The 15,182-nt window shown below is 69.4% G+C and carries 15 protein-coding genes and 1 pseudogene; 6 read left to right on the top strand and 10 right to left on the bottom strand.

Annotated elements, in window-relative coordinates; all coding sequences use genetic code 11:
* Positions 1 to 387 precede the first annotated feature (387 nt).
* The gene (locus ACNPQM_RS34355; protein ID WP_358857674.1) at positions 388 to 2,169 is read left to right on the top strand and encodes a DEAD/DEAH box helicase; all 1,782 of its coding nucleotides are present in this window, start codon (positions 388 to 390) and stop codon (positions 2,167 to 2,169) included.
* Positions 2,170 to 2,245: 76 nt separating this feature from the next.
* Here ACNPQM_RS34355 and ACNPQM_RS34360 read toward each other — a convergent pair whose 3' ends face one another.
* The 3 genes from ACNPQM_RS34360 to ACNPQM_RS34370 all read right to left on the bottom strand — a co-directional run bounded on the left by ACNPQM_RS34360 (position 2,246) and on the right by ACNPQM_RS34370 (position 4,102).
* Entirely contained in the window at positions 2,246 to 3,073 is an 828-nt protein-coding gene (locus tag ACNPQM_RS34360; protein ID WP_418087049.1) for an SDR family NAD(P)-dependent oxidoreductase, read from the bottom strand.
* 277 nt (positions 3,074 to 3,350) lie between these two features.
* Positions 3,351 to 3,887: a YceI family protein gene (locus ACNPQM_RS34365; RefSeq protein ID WP_418087050.1), complete on the bottom strand. Its 537-nt coding sequence runs from the start codon at positions 3,885 to 3,887 to the stop codon at positions 3,351 to 3,353.
* Between the two features lie 62 nt (positions 3,888 to 3,949).
* Positions 3,950 to 4,102: a hypothetical protein gene (locus ACNPQM_RS34370; RefSeq protein ID WP_418087051.1), complete on the bottom strand. Its 153-nt coding sequence runs from the start codon at positions 4,100 to 4,102 to the stop codon at positions 3,950 to 3,952.
* A gap of 67 nt (positions 4,103 to 4,169) precedes the next feature.
* Here ACNPQM_RS34370 and sigJ point away from each other — a divergent pair, with 67 nt between their 5' ends.
* The 5 genes from sigJ to ACNPQM_RS34395 all read left to right on the top strand — a co-directional run bounded on the left by sigJ (position 4,170) and on the right by ACNPQM_RS34395 (position 9,182).
* The gene (gene sigJ, locus ACNPQM_RS34375; RefSeq protein WP_418087052.1) at positions 4,170 to 5,111 is read left to right on the top strand and encodes an RNA polymerase sigma factor SigJ; all 942 of its coding nucleotides are present in this window, start codon (positions 4,170 to 4,172) and stop codon (positions 5,109 to 5,111) included.
* A 118-nt stretch (positions 5,112 to 5,229) separates the two neighbouring features.
* Complete coding sequence (locus tag ACNPQM_RS34380) at positions 5,230 to 6,156, top strand: NAD-dependent epimerase/dehydratase family protein (protein ID WP_418087053.1); 927 nt, start codon at positions 5,230 to 5,232, stop codon at positions 6,154 to 6,156.
* Complete coding sequence (locus ACNPQM_RS34385; RefSeq protein WP_418087054.1) at positions 6,153 to 7,076, top strand: RNA polymerase sigma-70 factor; 924 nt, start codon at positions 6,153 to 6,155, stop codon at positions 7,074 to 7,076. Before ACNPQM_RS34380 ends, ACNPQM_RS34385 begins: the two co-directional genes overlap by 4 nt.
* A 462-nt stretch (positions 7,077 to 7,538) precedes the next feature.
* Positions 7,539 to 8,180, top strand: coding sequence for an IclR family transcriptional regulator (locus ACNPQM_RS34390; RefSeq protein ID WP_358857679.1), 642 nt, complete (start codon positions 7,539 to 7,541; stop codon positions 8,178 to 8,180).
* 213 nt (positions 8,181 to 8,393) lie between these two features.
* Positions 8,394 to 9,182: a S16 family serine protease gene (locus tag ACNPQM_RS34395; RefSeq protein ID WP_418087055.1), complete on the top strand. Its 789-nt coding sequence runs from the start codon at positions 8,394 to 8,396 to the stop codon at positions 9,180 to 9,182.
* Here the strand turns inward: ACNPQM_RS34395 and ACNPQM_RS34400 are convergent.
* The 7 genes and pseudogenes from ACNPQM_RS34400 to ACNPQM_RS34430 all read right to left on the bottom strand — a co-directional run bounded on the left by ACNPQM_RS34400 (position 9,142) and on the right by ACNPQM_RS34430 (position 15,177).
* Positions 9,142 to 10,483: pseudogene (locus ACNPQM_RS34400) on the bottom strand (MFS transporter). The gene ACNPQM_RS34395 and the pseudogene ACNPQM_RS34400 overlap by 41 nt on opposite strands.
* A 2-nt stretch (positions 10,484 to 10,485) precedes the next feature.
* Positions 10,486 to 10,689, bottom strand: coding sequence for a hypothetical protein (locus tag ACNPQM_RS34405; protein ID WP_418087056.1), 204 nt, complete (start codon positions 10,687 to 10,689; stop codon positions 10,486 to 10,488).
* A 12-nt stretch (positions 10,690 to 10,701) separates the two neighbouring features.
* The gene (locus ACNPQM_RS34410) at positions 10,702 to 11,310 is read right to left on the bottom strand and encodes an ArsR/SmtB family transcription factor (protein ID WP_418087057.1); all 609 of its coding nucleotides are present in this window, start codon (positions 11,308 to 11,310) and stop codon (positions 10,702 to 10,704) included.
* Between the two features lie 92 nt (positions 11,311 to 11,402).
* On the bottom strand, positions 11,403 to 12,347 hold the full coding sequence (locus tag ACNPQM_RS34415; RefSeq protein ID WP_418087071.1) for a glycine betaine ABC transporter substrate-binding protein: 945 nt from the start codon (positions 12,345 to 12,347) through the stop codon (positions 11,403 to 11,405).
* Between the two features lie 53 nt (positions 12,348 to 12,400).
* A complete protein-coding gene (locus tag ACNPQM_RS34420; protein WP_418087058.1) occupies positions 12,401 to 13,270 on the bottom strand; it encodes an ABC transporter permease in 870 nt (289 codons plus the stop codon).
* Position 13,271: 1 nt separating this feature from the next.
* Positions 13,272 to 14,537 (bottom strand): ABC transporter ATP-binding protein, encoded by a 1,266-nt coding sequence (locus tag ACNPQM_RS34425; RefSeq protein ID WP_418087059.1) that lies wholly within the window; start codon positions 14,535 to 14,537, stop codon positions 13,272 to 13,274.
* Positions 14,530 to 15,177 (bottom strand): ABC transporter permease, encoded by a 648-nt coding sequence (locus ACNPQM_RS34430; protein WP_418087060.1) that lies wholly within the window; start codon positions 15,175 to 15,177, stop codon positions 14,530 to 14,532. The genes ACNPQM_RS34425 and ACNPQM_RS34430 overlap by 8 nt, the downstream gene beginning before the upstream one ends.
* Positions 15,178 to 15,182: the final 5 nt, after the last annotated feature.

The raw sequence follows: 15,182 nt of genomic DNA on the forward strand, positions 1-15,182 counted from the left end.
TCACCATGGCTCCGCCATGCCTCAATCCTCCGCCTTGCAGCTGCACGCACCCAGCCCCGCTCCTTCTCCCACCTCCCATTTGCCGGTCGGTCTTAGTACCGCGTGGTACCACGCGGTGCCGTCCGCACATGGCCGGTCTGAAGCTGGTCGTGCCGGATGTGTGCCAGGGGGCACTGGAGATGCCCAAGATCGCGGAGCAGCTGCCTGGGTTCGCCAGGTAGACGTTCCCTGTGAAGAGGGTCTCAACGGAGCCGAACCACGGTTCGTTCATACGGGGTTCCAACCGGGCCCCCGGTAAGGTGGCCCGGTTGTCGTATCGCGTACGAGCCTCTCCCGCGGCCCGTACGGGCAGCACACCACGTACCCGAGAGACCCGAACCGGAGACCGTGACTACTACCGCCTCCCACCACCTCTCACCCGCCTATCCCGGCCGCGCCCCCTGGGGCACGGCCGGCAAGCTGCGAGCCTGGCAGCAGGGCGCCATGGAGAAGTACATCCAGGAGCAGCCGCGTGACTTCCTCGCGGTCGCCACGCCCGGCGCGGGGAAGACCACCTTCGCGCTGACCCTCGCGTCATGGCTGCTGCACCACCACGTCGTGCAGCAGATCACCGTCGTCGCGCCGACCGAGCATCTGAAGAAGCAGTGGGCCGAGGCCGCGGCCCGGATAGGCATCAAGCTCGACCCCGAGTACAGCGCCGGTCCGCTGAGCCGGGAGTACGACGGCGTCGCGGTCACCTACGCGGGTGTCGGCGTCCGCCCGATGCTGCACCGCAACCGGTGCGAGCAGCGCAAGACCCTCGTGATCCTCGACGAGATCCACCATGCCGGTGACTCGAAGTCCTGGGGCGAGGCGTGTCAGGAGGCGTTCGACCCGGCGACCCGGCGGCTCGCGCTCACCGGTACGCCGTTCCGGTCCGACACCAACCCGATCCCGTTCGTCCTTTACGAGGAGGGGAACGACGGGATCCGGCGCTCCTCGGCCGACTACACCTACGGCTACGGGAACGCGCTCGCCGACGGCGTCGTCCGCCCCGTGATCTTCCTCAGCTACAGCGGCAACATGCGCTGGCGTACCAAGGCCGGTGACGAGATCGCCGCGCGGCTCGGCGAGCCGATGACCAAGGACGCCATCGGCCAGGCGTGGCGGACCGCGCTGTCGCCGACCGGGGACTGGATCCCCAATGTGCTCGCCGCCGCCGACAAGCGGCTGACCGAAGTGCGCAAGGGCATTCCGGATGCGGGCGGGCTCGTGATCGCCACCGACCAGGAGTCCGCGCGCGAGTACGCCAAGATCCTCAAGAAGGTCACCGGCGAGAAGGCGACCGTGGTCCTCTCCGACGAGAAGGCCGCGTCGAAGAAGATCGACAAGTTCAGCGAGGACGACTCGCGGTGGATGGTCGCGGTCCGGATGGTGTCGGAGGGCGTCGACGTGCCGCGTCTCGCGGTCGGCGTGTACGCCACCACCATCTCGACCCCGCTCTTCTTCGCCCAGGCCGTCGGGCGCTTCGTGCGGTCGCGTCGGCGCGGCGAGACCGCTTCCGTCTTCGTGCCGACCATCCCGATGCTCCTCGACTTCGCCAACGAGATGGAGGTCGAGCGGGACCACGTCCTCGACAAGCCCAAGAAGGGCAGCGACGAGGAGAACCCGTTCTCCGAGGAGGACAAGCTCCTCGCCGACGCGGAACGCCTGGAGGACGAGGAGACCGAGGACCAGCTGCCGTTCGAGGCGCTGGAGTCCGACGCGGTCTTCGACCGGGTGCTGTACGACGGCGCCGAATTCGGCATGCAGGCGCACCCGGGCAGCGAGGAGGAGCAGGACTATCTGGGGATTCCCGGGCTGCTCGAACCCGACCAGGTGCAGTTGCTGCTGCAGAAGCGGCAGACCCGGCAGATCGCGCACAGCAGGCAGAAGCCGGCCGGGGAGGCCGATCTGCTGGAGAAGCCGGCGGAGGCCCGGCCGGTGGTCACGCACAAGCAGCTGCTGGGGCTGCGCAAGCAGCTCAACACGATGGTGTCGGCGTACACGCACCAGAGCGGCAAGCCGCACGGGGTGATCCACACCGAGCTGCGGCGGGTCTGCGGAGGGCCGCCGAGCGCTGAGGCGACGGCGGGACAGATCCAGCAGCGGATCAAGAAGGTGCAGGAGTGGGCCACCCGGATGAGGTGAGTCCGCTCGTGTCGGGTGCCGGCCCGGTACGGGGACAGGGATCCTCGTACCGGGCCGGCGTCGTCCGGTGGCCGGGTCAGGCCGCCGGGGTTTGTCCGTGAGCCTCCAGCGTGAGGTCCTGCCAGTCGGCCCAGGTCTTGAGCCGGTCGGTGTAGACCTGCTGGACGATCTGGTTGCCCTGGGTGCCGAAGAACACGCGCAGGGGCGGGTTCTCGGAGTCGACGATCTTGAGGAGTGCCCGGCCTGCGGCAGCCGGGTCGCCGAAGTCGAGCGTCTTCGCGAACGCGGCGAAGGTCTCGCGGAGACCGTCGTAGAGCGGGTCGGCCGGGGCGTGGACGGCGGAGGCGATCGCGTCGGTGGCATACGAGCCGGGCTCGACCAGGGTCACTTTGATGCCGAAACCGGCGACCTCTTGGGCGAGGGATTCGCTCAGGCCTTCGAGGGCCCACTTGGAGGCGCAGTATCCGCCGCTGAGCGGAAAGGCGGAGACCCCGGCCACCGAGGAGATCTGAATGATGCGCCCTCCGCCCTGCTCGCGCAGGTGAGGCAGTGCGGCCTGGACGACCCACACCGGGCCGAACAGGTTGGTCTCCAGCTGGTCCCGCAATTCCTGCTCGGACAGCTCCTCCACAGCGCCGGACAGGCCGTAGCCCGCGTTGTTCACGATGACGTCGAGGCGGCCGAAGTGCTCCTTGGCCCGCTTCACGCTCTCGTGGACGGCGGCCTTGTCGGTCACGTCCAGCTCAAGCGGGAGCACCGCCTCGCCATAGGCGGTGACCAGCTCATCGAGGTGTTCGGGGTTCCGGGCGGTCGCCGCCACCTTGTCGCCGCGGGACAGGGCGGCCTCGACGAAGTTGCGGCCCAGGCCGCGGGACGAACCGGTGACGAACCAGACCTTGCTCATGATGTCCTTCCGTTCCTTCTGCGGTGACGGTTACAGCCGTGAGGGACGAGGCGGGGACCGATCCTGGGACTGGGCGGCCGGCGGGCAGCCTGGTCCAGGAAGCGGGCCAACTCCCTTGCGGTTGTGGGTGGATATACCTCTGGGACGAGACAGCCCGGCGAGCTGTGACGTGGGCGAATGTGACGCGCGTCTCCCTCGTCGCACCGCGGCGCGGCCACCCGAGAACGGACGGACGAGCATGCGCGTGGGCGTATCCTCCGGCCCCGCAGAGGGTGTGTCAGGCCCGCCGGATCGCTGTGATGTCGAGCTCGAGCGTCACCTTTGCGCTGACCATGAGTCTGGTCGCGGCATTCCAGTTCACCCCCCAGTCGTTGCGGTCGATCGTGACGCCGCCCTTGAAAGCGACCCGGGTGCCGCCCCGTGGGTCGTTCTCGGCGCCGGTCAGCTCGAAGTCCACGGTGACCGGCTTGGTCACACCGCGGATGGTCAGGTCACCGGTGACCCTGAATCCGGTGTCGGCGAGCTGTTGCACCGTGGTCGAGGTGAAGGCGAGGGTGGGGTGATGGTCCGTGTCCAGGAACGTGCCGCACAGGTGGTCGTCACGCCGCCGGTCGCGGGTCTTGATGCTCTTCGCCTGGATCGTGAGCCGGGCACTGGACTTCGACGGGTCGTCGCCGTCGAAGTGCGCACTGCCCTCGAAGTCATCGAACTGGCCACGCACCCTGGTGGCCATCGCGTGCCGGGCGACGAAGCCGATCCGCGTACGGGTGGTGTCGAGCACGTAGTCGCCGGTCAGCTCGCTGAGTGTGGTCATGGTTGACATGCTGGGTCGCTCCTGGTGGGAAAGCGGGTAGGTGATCTCTCGGTTTCGGCCGGTCACGACGTGCGGACGGACCCGGGCGCTGCGTGGGGTGCCGAGCCCGCCGGCGGGGAGGCGTCGAAGTACCTGACCTCGTAGCGACGTTCGGTGAACTCGCCGCGCAGCGCCTCGATCTCGACACGGTCCGCAAGGGCCTGAAGGTCGGTCATGGCATCCAGGGCCTTCCTGTTCGATGACTGGTGTGAGCAGATGCGACCACGGAGAGTCGGTAACACCATGAACACCTTGTCCGAGCCGGAAGTCGATGGGCTCGATCCGGGCCTGAGCGCGATCATGAGCGAGCGGCATCAGCTGATCGGCGTGGCGTATCGGCTCCTCGGTTCGCTGGCCGATGCCGAGGACGTCGTACAGGAGACCTACGCGCGCTGGTACGCGATGTCCCGGCAGCAGCAGGAAGCCATCAACCGTCCCGGTGCCTGGCTGACGAAGGTCGCCAGTCGCATCTGCCTCGACCTGCTCGGCTCGGCACGGGCCAGGCGCGAGAGCTACGTGGGCGAATGGATCCCCGAGCCGCTGCCCGGACGTCCGGAGTGGATCAACGAGAGGCCGGGCGACACCACGGTCGACCCGGCTGAGAGGGTCACCCTCGACGAGTCGGTCCACATGGCCTTCCTCGTCGTCCTCGACTCGATGACTCCGGCCGAGCGCGTCGCGTTCATCCTGCACGACGTCTTCCGCTACTCCTTCGCCGAAGTGGCCGAGGTCGTCGGCCGCACTCCGGCCGCATGCCGCCAGCTGGCCTCTTCGGCCCGCCGGCGCATTCGTGCGTCGCAGGATTCCGAGGCTACGGCCGCTCGGCGGGCCGGCATCGTCCGGGACTTCAAACGGGCTTGGGAAGCCAAGGACATCGACGCGCTCATCGGCCTGCTCGACCCCGATGTTTGTGCGATCGGCGATGGTGGCGGCCTCGTGAGCGCCGAGTTGCGCCCCGTCGAAGGCGACGGGCAGGTCGCGCGCTACCTGGTCGATCTCGTCGGCAGGGTTCCCGACCTGACGATCCTGGAGCGGACGGTCAACGGTCAGGCCGGTCTGACGGTGCAGCAGGACGGCGCCACCGTGGCGGTCTTCGCGTTCGACGTCACCGATGACCGGATCGCGCACATCTGGGCGGTCCGGAACCCCGAGAAGCTCCGGCCCTGGACGGCGCAGACGGACTAGACCGGCCCCGCTCCTTCTCCCGCCCCCCATGTGCCGGTCGCGGGATTTGCCATTCGTGTCACAGGCGGGCGGGTTGTCTCGTCTCGGTTTTCGCAGACAGGTTCTGATCAGAAAGGTGATGATCATGCGGGTATTCGTGGCAGGGGGGACCGGTGTTCTCGGGCGGCGGCTGGTGCCGCAGCTGGTGGCGAGGGGGCACCAGGTGACGGCGACGACGACGACCGCGACCAAGCTGGGCCTGCTGCAGCGGCTGGGCGCGGACGGCGTCGTCATGGACGGTCTGGACGCGGCATCGGTCGGTGAGGCGGTGGCCCAGGCGCAGCCGGACACGATCGTGCATCAGATGACCGCCATCGCGGGCAAGCCCGACATGAAGCACATGGACCGCTGGTTCGCCACCACCAACCGGCTGCGTAACGAGGGGACGGACCACCTGCTTGCCGCCGCTCAGGCGACCGGCGTGTCCCACGTCGTCGCGCAGGGGTATGCGAACTGCAACGGCATCCGTGAGGGCAGCTGGGTGAAGACCGAGGAGGACCCACTGGACCTGATGGCAGGTACGTCCGCGGCCCCCGGCATGGCGGCGATACGCCACCTCGAGGAGAGGGTCGTGGGGGCCGGGGGCGTGGTCCTGCGCTACGGCGGGCTCTACGGGCCGGGCGCCACCGACGACCAGGTCGAGTTGATCCGGAAGCGGCAGTTCCCACTGGTGGGGCGCGCCACCGGCTACAGCTCGTGGGTGCATCTCGACGACGCGGCGAGCGCCACGGTCCTGGCCGTGGAGCAGAAGGCGCGGGGTGTGTTCAACATCGTCGACGACGAGCCGGCCCCGGCCGCCGAGTGGCTGCCGTTCTTGGCGGCGTGCGCGGGGGCCAAGCGGCCGATGCGGGTTCCGGTCTGGCTGGCCCGGCTGCTGGCCGGGGAGGTGGCCGTGGTGATGATGACCGAGGGGCGCGGCTTCTCCAATGCCAAGGCCAAGCGGGAGCTCGGCTGGCAGCTGCGCTACCCGTCGTGGCGGCAGGGCTTCAAGCAGGAGCTGGCGTGACCCGGGCAGAGGAGTTCGAGGAACTGCGGCCGCTGCTGTTCTCGATCGCCTACCGGATCCTGGGCAGCGTGAGCGAGGCCGAGGACGCGGTCCAGGAGGCCTGGCTGCGCTACGAGGGCTCGCCTGCGCAGCCGGTCTCGGTCAGGGCATTCCTGTCGGCTGTGGTGACCCGGGTGTCGATCGACGTGCTGCGCTCGGCCCGGGTGCGGCGGGAGGAGTACGTCGGGGCATGGTTCCCCGAGCCGCTGCTGACCGACCCCTACGAGGATCCGGAGCGGTCCGCGGAGCTGGCCGACTCGGTGTCGATGGCGGCGCTGTTGCTGCTGGAGCGGCTCAGCCCGCTGGAGCGTGCGGTGTTCGTGCTGCGGGAGGTGTTCGGGTTCGGGTACCCGGAGGTCGCGTCGGCGGTGGGGCGTTCGGAGGCGGCGTGCCGTCAGCTCGCGGTGCGCGCCCGCCGCCACATGGACGCAGGGCGCGCCCGGTACGAGACCGACCGGAAGGAACGTGAGGCACTCACCGAGCGGTTCTTCGAGGCATTCCGGGAAGGGGACGTCGACGGGCTGTGCGAACTCCTCGCCGCCGACGTCCAGATGGCCGGCGACAGCGGCGGCAAGGCCCCGCTGTGGGGCACGGGCGTCATCGGCGCCGAGAAGGTGGCCCGGCTGCTCGCCGCGCTCGTCGCGTCGTTCGCCCGGATCGGCGGCGTGGTGGAGCCGCATGAGGTGAACGGCCAGCCGGGTGCGATTTTCCGCGACCGGGACGGCAGGGTTCTCAACACCTGGACGCTCGACGTCCTCGACGGACAGATCCAGACCATCCGCACGGTGCTCAACCCCGACAAGCTCGGGCACGTGGGTCCGGTGGCGGACGCCTGGTCGGTCCTGCGCGAGGCGCACGAGGCTCGCCGGACCGCGGACTGACCGCATACTCCTGGCCGAGCCGGGGTCGGCCGCGCGTTTTGCGCAGGTGGTCGCGGTAGGGGCGACCCTGACCGAGGAGTTCGTGGACCTTGCGCCGCGCCCCGGCGGCCTCCGCCCACAACGCTCCACGCAGCAGCGTTGAAAAATTCAACATTCGTTCACGGTGGGTTTGCGGTGGATCACATTGGGCGTCGCGATGGCGTCGGTCGACGTGAACGCGCGTAGATGCTCTTACGCTTCTGCGGCACAGCCGCTCTTCCGTAAGCGCCCGGATTCTGAACGAGGTCTTCCGCTGAGCGGACTGGCTCGCTACTGTCCCCAAAAAGTGAACGCCCCGTGGCAGCGCCGCCGCGGAGCGCAGCCGGTGCCTTGGCCGCCGGCGGCCTCTCCGTGCGTCGCCGCTGGGACCGGCGATGCAACCTCCGTGAGGGTGCCGCCACTCACCGAAGAGGAGTGGGCGTCGTGACCGCGGAGACCTCCCAGACGCTCGACCGGGGACTGCGTGTCCTCAAGCTGCTCGCCGACACCGACCACGGGCTGACCGTCACCGAGTTGTCCAACAAACTCGGCGTCAACCGCACCGTCGTCTACCGGCTGCTGGCCACACTGGAGCAACACGCCCTGGTGCGCCGCGACGTGGGCGGCAGGGCCAGGGTGGGACTCGGCGTGCTGCGCCTGGGCCGCCAGGTGCATCCGCTGGTACGGGAGGCTGCGCTGCCCGCGCTGCGGTCCCTGGCCGAGGACATCGGAGCCACCGCCCACCTGACGCTGGTCGACGGCAGCGATGCGCTGGCGGTTGCCGTCGTCGAACCGACCTGGACCGACTATCACGTGGCCTACCGGCCCGGCTTCCGTCATCCGCTCGACAAGGGCGCCGCGGGCCGGGCGATCCTGGCTGCACGGGCGAAGCCGGTGCCCGAGCCCGCGTTCACGCTCACGCACGGCGAGCTGGAAGCGGGCGCGAGCGGCGCGGCGGCGGCCCTGATCGGGGTCACGGGCGTGGAGGGCAGCGTGGGGGTGGTGATGCTGGCGGACGCGATACCGGAGCGGGTCGGCCCGCGAGTCGTCGACGCGGCGCGCGAGGTCGCGGACGCGTTGCGGTAGTACCGGGCGCGTCCGGTGGCCGCTTTGTCCCCCGCCGCCGGACGGGGGAGATCATGTTCGGGCGGGCTGTGTCCGTGCTCCGGGGCGGCCTGCCGAACCCGTCCGGAGCCCGAGGACGAACCGGCCGGGCGGGCGGACCACCGGCCGGGGGGACGGGTTCGCCCCTCCCCGGACCGGCCGGGCGGATGAACCCGGCCAGGTTAGATTGGGAGGGTGCTCACTCGTCTCTCGCGCCCCCGCGCCCTCGCCCTGTGCGCCCTGCCCGTAGCCGCCCTCTTCGGCGTCGCCGCCTTCGCGCCGTTGCCGTTCACCGTGGCGCAGCCGGGCACGACCGCGAACGTACTCGGGGACGTCCGGGGCACGCCCGTGATCAGCATCAAGGGCGCGCCGACCCGCTCCACCAGCGGTCAGCTGCGGATGACGACCATCGTCGCGACCGGGCCGAGCGCCGACGTCGGCATCGGCGACGTGATCGACGGCTGGTTCCGGACCGACCGGGCGATCATGCCCCGCGAATCGGTCTACCCGACCGGCGGCTCCGAGAAGGAGATCGAGAAGCACAACCTCGAGGACATGAAGAAGTCGCAGAACTCCGCCGTGGACGCGGCCCTGCAGTACCTCGGCAAGGCGCCCGGATCGGTGGACGTGACCCTGCACCTCGCCGATGTGGGCGGGCCCAGTGCCGGTCTCTTCTTCGCGCTCGGCATCGTCGACAAGCTCAACGGCAACGGTTCCGGCGGGGATCTCACCGGTGGCCGCACCGTTGCCGGCACGGGCACGATCGAGGCGGACGGTACGGTCGGCGCGGTCGGTGGCGTGTCGCTGAAGACGCAGGCCGCCCGGCGCGACGGCGCCACTGTCTTCCTCGTCCCGAAGGCCGAGTGCAAGGCGGCGGGCGCCGAACTCCCCAAGGGGCTCAAGCTGATCCCGGTCACCACACTGAAGAGCGCGGTGTCCTCGCTCACGGCCCTGGACAAGGGGGCCAAGGTTCCGAGCTGCTGACGCGGGGCGAGACCGGAGCTCCACTAAGTGCGGGCGGCGTCGGTCGTCGCCTCCGCACGCTCCTCCACGGCCGGCCGGTCGTCGATCGTGCGCCATACCGGGAAGATCATCGGGCTCACCGTCGCCAGCGTGTAGACCGCCCCCAGCGCCAGGAGCGCTCCGTCCGCCCCGATGCTCTCCACGAGCAGCCCCGCCAGCAGCCCGCCCACCGGCATCGCCAGCTCGCAGCCTGCGGTGAGCGCCCCGGACACCCGGCTGCGCAGCTGCTGCGGTACGCGTTCGTACGTCATCGTCGTCAGGATCGGGTTCAGGACCCCGCCCGCGAGGCCGCCCAGCAGCATCGTCACCGCGAGCGGCAGCGTCGTGTCCGTCAGTGCGGCAACCACGAATCTCGGTCCGCCGCACAGCACCACGCACACGGTGAACACCGCACGCCGCGAGAACCGGTGTCCCACCGCCCCGTACACCAGCGCGCCCGTCAGCCCGCCGGCCCCGAACAGTGCGGTGAGCAGGCCGAGTTGGGGTGCTCCACCCAGTTCGCGCTCGGCGTGCACAGGGAGCAGTACAGCGCTCCAGCCCTGATCGGTGCCGTTCATGAAGAGCACCATCACCACGACGGCCAGCAGCAGCCGGTTGGAGAACAAGTAGGCGTATCCCTCACGCAGTTCATGGCGGTACGTGCGCAGTGAGGCCGGTGCCGCCGCCTTTCGCGGCTCGGCCGCCCGTACCCCTCGTACGCCTGCCGCGACGAGCAGCGCGGACGCGCCGAAGGTCGCCGCGTCCAGCAGCAGCACGGTCTCCGCGCCGACGAGCGCGATCAGCACCCCGGCCAGTGCCGCGCCGGTCATCCTGGCGCCGCGCGAGGCGGCGTCGAAGAGGCTGGCGGCGCGGGTGACCGTGGTCCCGGCGTGTTCGGCGAGGTCCGGCAGCAGGACATAGCGCGCGGTGTTGCCAGGGGTGTGGACGAGTCCGTTCAGCGCCATCAGGGCGCAGAGCATCCAGAATTCGAGCGCCCCGGCGTAGTGGAGCAGTGGAATGGTGGCGATGGCGAGTGCGCAGACGGTGTCGGTGGCGATGGAGATCCTGCGCCGTCCGATCCGGTCGATGACTGGCCCGCCGATGACCGCGGAGATGATGACCGGCAGTGTGGCGCAGAAGGCGACGACGCCGGCCCGGCCGGCGCTGCCCGTGGTCTGCAGGACGAACCACGGGACCCCGATCAGGGTGAGCGAAGTGCCTGCGGTGGATATGCAGTTGGCCGCGAGAAGCGCGGCGAGCGGCTTGCGGTTCCCCCCGGCCATGGCTAAACCGCGCGGGGGGAGGGCGTGGACAGGGCGTGCCGGTTCGGCAGGACGTGCAGGCCCAGCTCGACCAGTCCCCAGCCCAGCTGTGTACGCAGGCTCCGGCGCGGCGCCCGCACCGTACGTGCCATGCGGAACTCGTCGGCCTGCCGGTGCAGTTCGGTGCTGCGGAGCCGCTGCAGCGTCAGGTGCGTGTCGGAGTGCATGGTGGATTCCTCTCAGTCGGTGGGGCGCGGGAACATGTGCAGATGGGTGCGGACGACGGCCGAACCCTCGGTGCCTTCGGGGACCCGGTCGCGGTAGCTGTCGACCAGGGAGTGGATCTTCTGGGCCAGCTCCAGTGAGAGCTCCGGGGTGAGCCGCATCTTGAAATTGCTGACGTCGAAGCCGCGCACCCACTCCTCGGGCCATTCGTGCATGGTGCCGAGCCAGGTGTTGAGCTCCTGGGTGTGCGCGTTGGCGATCTCGTGCAGGACGACTCCGATGGCGCCGCGCACCTCCGGGTCGGGGTCGCGGAGGAAGTCCGCACTGCGGTCGAATGCGGTGCCCATGTGCACGGCCCGCCACCACCGTTCGCGTCCCTTGCCGAGCGTCGGGTCGTCCTCGACCAAGCCGTGCGCGGCCAGTTGCCGCAGGTGGTAGCTGGTGGCGCCGCTGGACTCGCCGAGCCGGTCGCCGAGCTTCGAAGCGGTCGCGGGGCCGAACTCCCGGAGGGCGCCCAGCAGGCGGATCCGGAGGGGGTGGGCCAGCACGCGCAGGGTGCGGACGTCGACACGGTGGATGTTCGGGTCGAGCGGCTTCTCGCCGCCCGCTTCGTTCGCTGCCATGTCTCGACTGTAGACTTGCAAAGACTCCTTTGCAACGCTTCTTTGCAACCTATTCTTTGTAACTCCGGGAGGCGTCGGGCCCCGGCTGCCCACTACCCCTTCTTGATGAACCCCTCCGCGATCAGCCAGTCCTTCGCCACCTTGTGCGGATCCTCCCCGTCCACATCCACCTTCGCGTTCAACTGCTGCGCGACCTCGGTCGTCAGCCGCTTGCTGAGCGGGTCCAACAGCTCGGCGATCTCCGGGTACTTGTCGAAGGTCGCGGTGTGGATGACCGGCGCGGCGTTGTAGTTGGGGAAGAAATGCCTGTCGTCGACGAGGACGTCGAGATCCATCGCCTTGATCCGGCCGTCCGTGGTGTACACCTCGCCCAGCAGGCAGGAGTTGGACTTCGAGACCTGGGTGTAGATGATCCCGGCGTCCATCTTCCTGATGTTGGAGGCCGGGATCGACATCCCGTAGGCCTTCTCCATCCCCGGCAGTCCGTCGTCGCGCGAAGCGAACTCGTTCTCCACGCAGATCGTCACCGCCGCCGGGTCCATCTTCGACAGCGCGGCGACATCGGAGAGCGTCTTCAGGTGGTGCTCCGCGTTGTTCTTCTTGCTGATGGCCAGCGCGTAGGTGTTGTTGAGGGTGGACTGCGGCAGCCAGGTCACCCCGTTCTTCCGGTCCTCGTCCCGGACCGCCTCCCACTGCTTCAGCGGGCTGGCGATCGGCTTCGCATGGCCGAGGTAGGTGATCCAGGCGGTGCCCGTGTACTCGTACATCGCGGCGGCGCCGCCCTTGACGATGGCCTCGCGCGCGCTGATCGAACCCGGCAGGTTGGTCCGGTCGAGGACCTCGGCACCGGCGGCCTTGAACACCAGGCCGATCATCTGGCCGAGGACGATGTTCTCGCTGAAGTTCTTCGAGGTGACGGTCAGCGAGGCACCGTCCAGTGGCTTCCCCCGGCCGACCGAGCCCGGCACCACGTTGTCCACCATCGGCGAACCGCTCTTCAGTCCGCACCCGTCGAGCGTCGCCCCGAGCAGCACCAGGGTCCCGAGGAGACCGGCCGCCCTGAGCCCCCGTGCCGCCCCCTTCCCCGCGCTCACGCCCCCAGCTCCAGCCCACGCGGCGTCAACGCCACCTCGACCAGGGAGGCCAGCCAGTCCACCAGCAGCGCCAGCACCACCGTCAGCACGGAACCGAGCACCAGCACCGGCATCCGCTGCGTCTGGATGCCCGACGTGATCAGGTCCCCCAGCCCGCCGCCGCCGACGAACGTCGCCAGCGTCGCCGTACCGACATTGAGGACCAGCGCCGTCCGTACCCCCGCCAGGATCAGCGGGACGGCGAGCGGCAGTTCGACCTTCGTGAGCGTTCCCATCGCCGACATGCCGATGCCGCGCGAGGCCTCGACCAGATTCGGGTCGATCGCCCTGAGACCGGCCACGGTGTTGGAGAACACCGGCAGCACCGCGTAGATCACCATGCCGATGATCGCGGTCGACGGGCCGATGCCCAGCCAGATCACCAGCAGTGCCAGCAGGCCGATCGCCGGGGTCGCCTGGCCGACGTTGGCGAGGGCCGTGACCAGCGGGGCGCCCCGGCGCAGCCTGCGCCGGGTCAGCGCGATCCCGAGCGGAATGGCGATGATCAGCACCCAGAAGGTGGAGATCGCGGTCAGCTTGACGTGCTGCCACCAGCGCAGCTGCACATTGCCGCCGACCAGCGCGTTCTTGGCGATCGAGTCGAGGTGGACGTTGGTGATCCACAGATAGGTGAGGGCGAGGACGACCGCCAGGGCGGCCGGCATCAGCACCAGCTTGCGCCAGGTGATCCGGCGCCGCGGCCCGGCGGGCGGCGGCGCGGGTTCCTCCTCGTCGCGGAAGACGTCCTGGGCGTCGTGCTCGTCCGGCAGCCGGGACGACGACGGGCGTTCCCCGGGACCCGGCGGCACCGACCGGTGGGAACTCATGTCAGGGGGATTCATGCGCCCCACCGCCCTCCAGCTCCTGCTCGGTCTGATGGGCGCGCAGTTCCTCCAGATCGTGCTGGTGCTCGATGGCGGTGAGCCGGTCGGCCTCCAGGAGCTCATGTACGGAGTTCATCAGGGTCTCCATGTCGACGACCCCGATGAACTCGCCGCGTCGCCCCGTCGCCGCGACCCGCCCGCTGCTGTCGAGCAGTACGGCCTCCAGCGCGTCGTGCAGTGTGGCGTCCAGGGTCACCGTGTCGTGGACCAGTTGCCCGGCGCGCGCCAGCGAGCCCCGGGCCCGCATCAGGTCGCCGCGCCTCAGCCACTTGTACGGGCGGCTCCTGCGGTCCAGCATCAGGAGCTCGTTGTGCGGGCTGCTGCGCAGCTTGTTGAAGATCGACTGGAGCGGGTCGTCGACCGTCACCGTGGGGAACTCGGCGATCCCCACATCCCGTACGCGGGTCAGATTGAGCCGCTTCAGCGCCGCGCCCGCGCCGACGAATCCGGAGACGAAATCGTCCGCCGGGTTGGTGAGGATCGCCTCCGGGGTGTCGAACTGCGCGATGTGCGATCGCTCCCGCAGCACGGCGATCCGGTCGCCCAGCTTGATCGCCTCGTCGAAGTCGTGGGTGACGAACACGATCGTCTTGTGCAGCTCGTGCTGCAGCCGGATCAGCTCGTCCTGGAGGTGGTCGCGGGTGATCGGGTCGACGGCGCCGAACGGCTCGTCCATCAGCAGCACCGGCGGATCGGCAGCCAGCGCCCGCGCCACGCCCACCCGCTGCTGCTGACCGCCGGACAGCTGCCGCGGATAGCGCCCGTGGAACTCCCTCGGGTCGAGACCGACCAGATCGAGCATCTCCTCGACCCGGTCCTTCACCTTCGACTTCGACCAGCCGGCCATCTTCGGTACGAGGGCGATGTTCTCGGCGACCGTCATGTGCGGGAACAGCCCGGACGACTGGATCGCGTACCCGACCTTGCGGCGCAGCTTCACCGGGTCGATGCGGGTGACATCCTCGTCGTTGATCCTGATCCGGCCGGACGTCGGTTCGATCAGCCGGTTGATCATCTTCAGGGTGGTGGACTTCCCGCAGCCGGACGGCCCGACGAAGATCACCGTCTCACCGGCCTTGATGTCCATCGAGACGTTGTCCACGACCGGGCTCGGATTGCCCGGGTAGAGCTTGGTCAGATCCTCCAGCTGGATGGTGGCACCCGAGGTGGCGGTGGGTGTCCCGGCTGCCCCGGCGTCGGTCTCAGGCACGGATCCCCCTGGGAATGGTCAGCCGCCCGAGCAGGACGTACGCGGCGTCGAAGAGCAGAGCGAGGACGACGATGCCGAGCGTGCCGGCGAGGACCTGATTGAGCGCGTTGGCGCTGCCCAGTGAGGCGATGCCGCGGAAGATCTCGTTGCCGAGTCCGGGCCCGGAGGCATACGCGGCAATGGCGGCGATCCCCATCAGCATCTGCGTGGAGACGCGGATGCCGGTGAGGATCGGCGGCCAGGCGAGCGGCAGTTCGACCCTGCAGAGCCTGGAGATCCGTGACATCCCGATCCCCTTCGCCGCCTCGACGACGGACGGGTCGATGCCGCGCAGCCCGACGATGGAGTTGCGGACGACGGGCAGGAGCCCGTACATCGTCAGAGTGATCACGGTGGGCGGGACGCCGAGACCGACCAGCGGGATCAGCAGACCGATCGCGGCGAGGGACGGGATGGTGAGGATGACAGCCGTGGTGGTGACGGCCAGCGAACCGCCCCAGCTGCTGCGATAGGTGGCGATCCCGATCAGGATGCCGAGCGCGGTGGCGATGACCATGCACTGGAACACGGCGCTGACGTGCTGGTACGCGTCGGTGAGCAGCTGCTGGTGCTGATTGCCCAGATACTCCCAGAAGCTCACACGTC

Origin of the sequence: Streptomyces sp. NPDC056231 (assembly GCF_048270745.1) — a bacterium.
Classification (GTDB): domain Bacteria; phylum Actinomycetota; class Actinomycetes; order Streptomycetales; family Streptomycetaceae; genus Streptomyces.

What these genes read in the sequence shown, in the direction of transcription:
- ACNPQM_RS34360 (WP_418087049.1), bottom strand. Translation starts at nt 3,073, where the DNA reads ATGAGCAAGGTCTGGTTCGTCACCGGTTCGTCCCGCGGCCTGGGCCGC.
- ACNPQM_RS34365 (WP_418087050.1), bottom strand. Translation starts at nt 3,887, where the DNA reads ATGACCACACTCAGCGAGCTGACCGGCGACTACGTGCTCGACACCACC.
- ACNPQM_RS34370 (WP_418087051.1), bottom strand. Translation starts at nt 4,102, where the DNA reads ATGACCGACCTTCAGGCCCTTGCGGACCGTGTCGAGATCGAGGCGCTG.
- sigJ (WP_418087052.1), top strand. Translation starts at nt 4,170, where the DNA reads ATGAACACCTTGTCCGAGCCGGAAGTCGATGGGCTCGATCCGGGCCTG.
- ACNPQM_RS34380 (WP_418087053.1), top strand. Translation starts at nt 5,230, where the DNA reads ATGATCATGCGGGTATTCGTGGCAGGGGGGACCGGTGTTCTCGGGCGG.
- ACNPQM_RS34405 (WP_418087056.1), bottom strand. Translation starts at nt 10,689, where the DNA reads ATGCACTCCGACACGCACCTGACGCTGCAGCGGCTCCGCAGCACCGAA.
- ACNPQM_RS34410 (WP_418087057.1), bottom strand. Translation starts at nt 11,310, where the DNA reads ATGGCAGCGAACGAAGCGGGCGGCGAGAAGCCGCTCGACCCGAACATC.
- ACNPQM_RS34420 (WP_418087058.1), bottom strand. Translation starts at nt 13,270, where the DNA reads ATGAGTTCCCACCGGTCGGTGCCGCCGGGTCCCGGGGAACGCCCGTCG.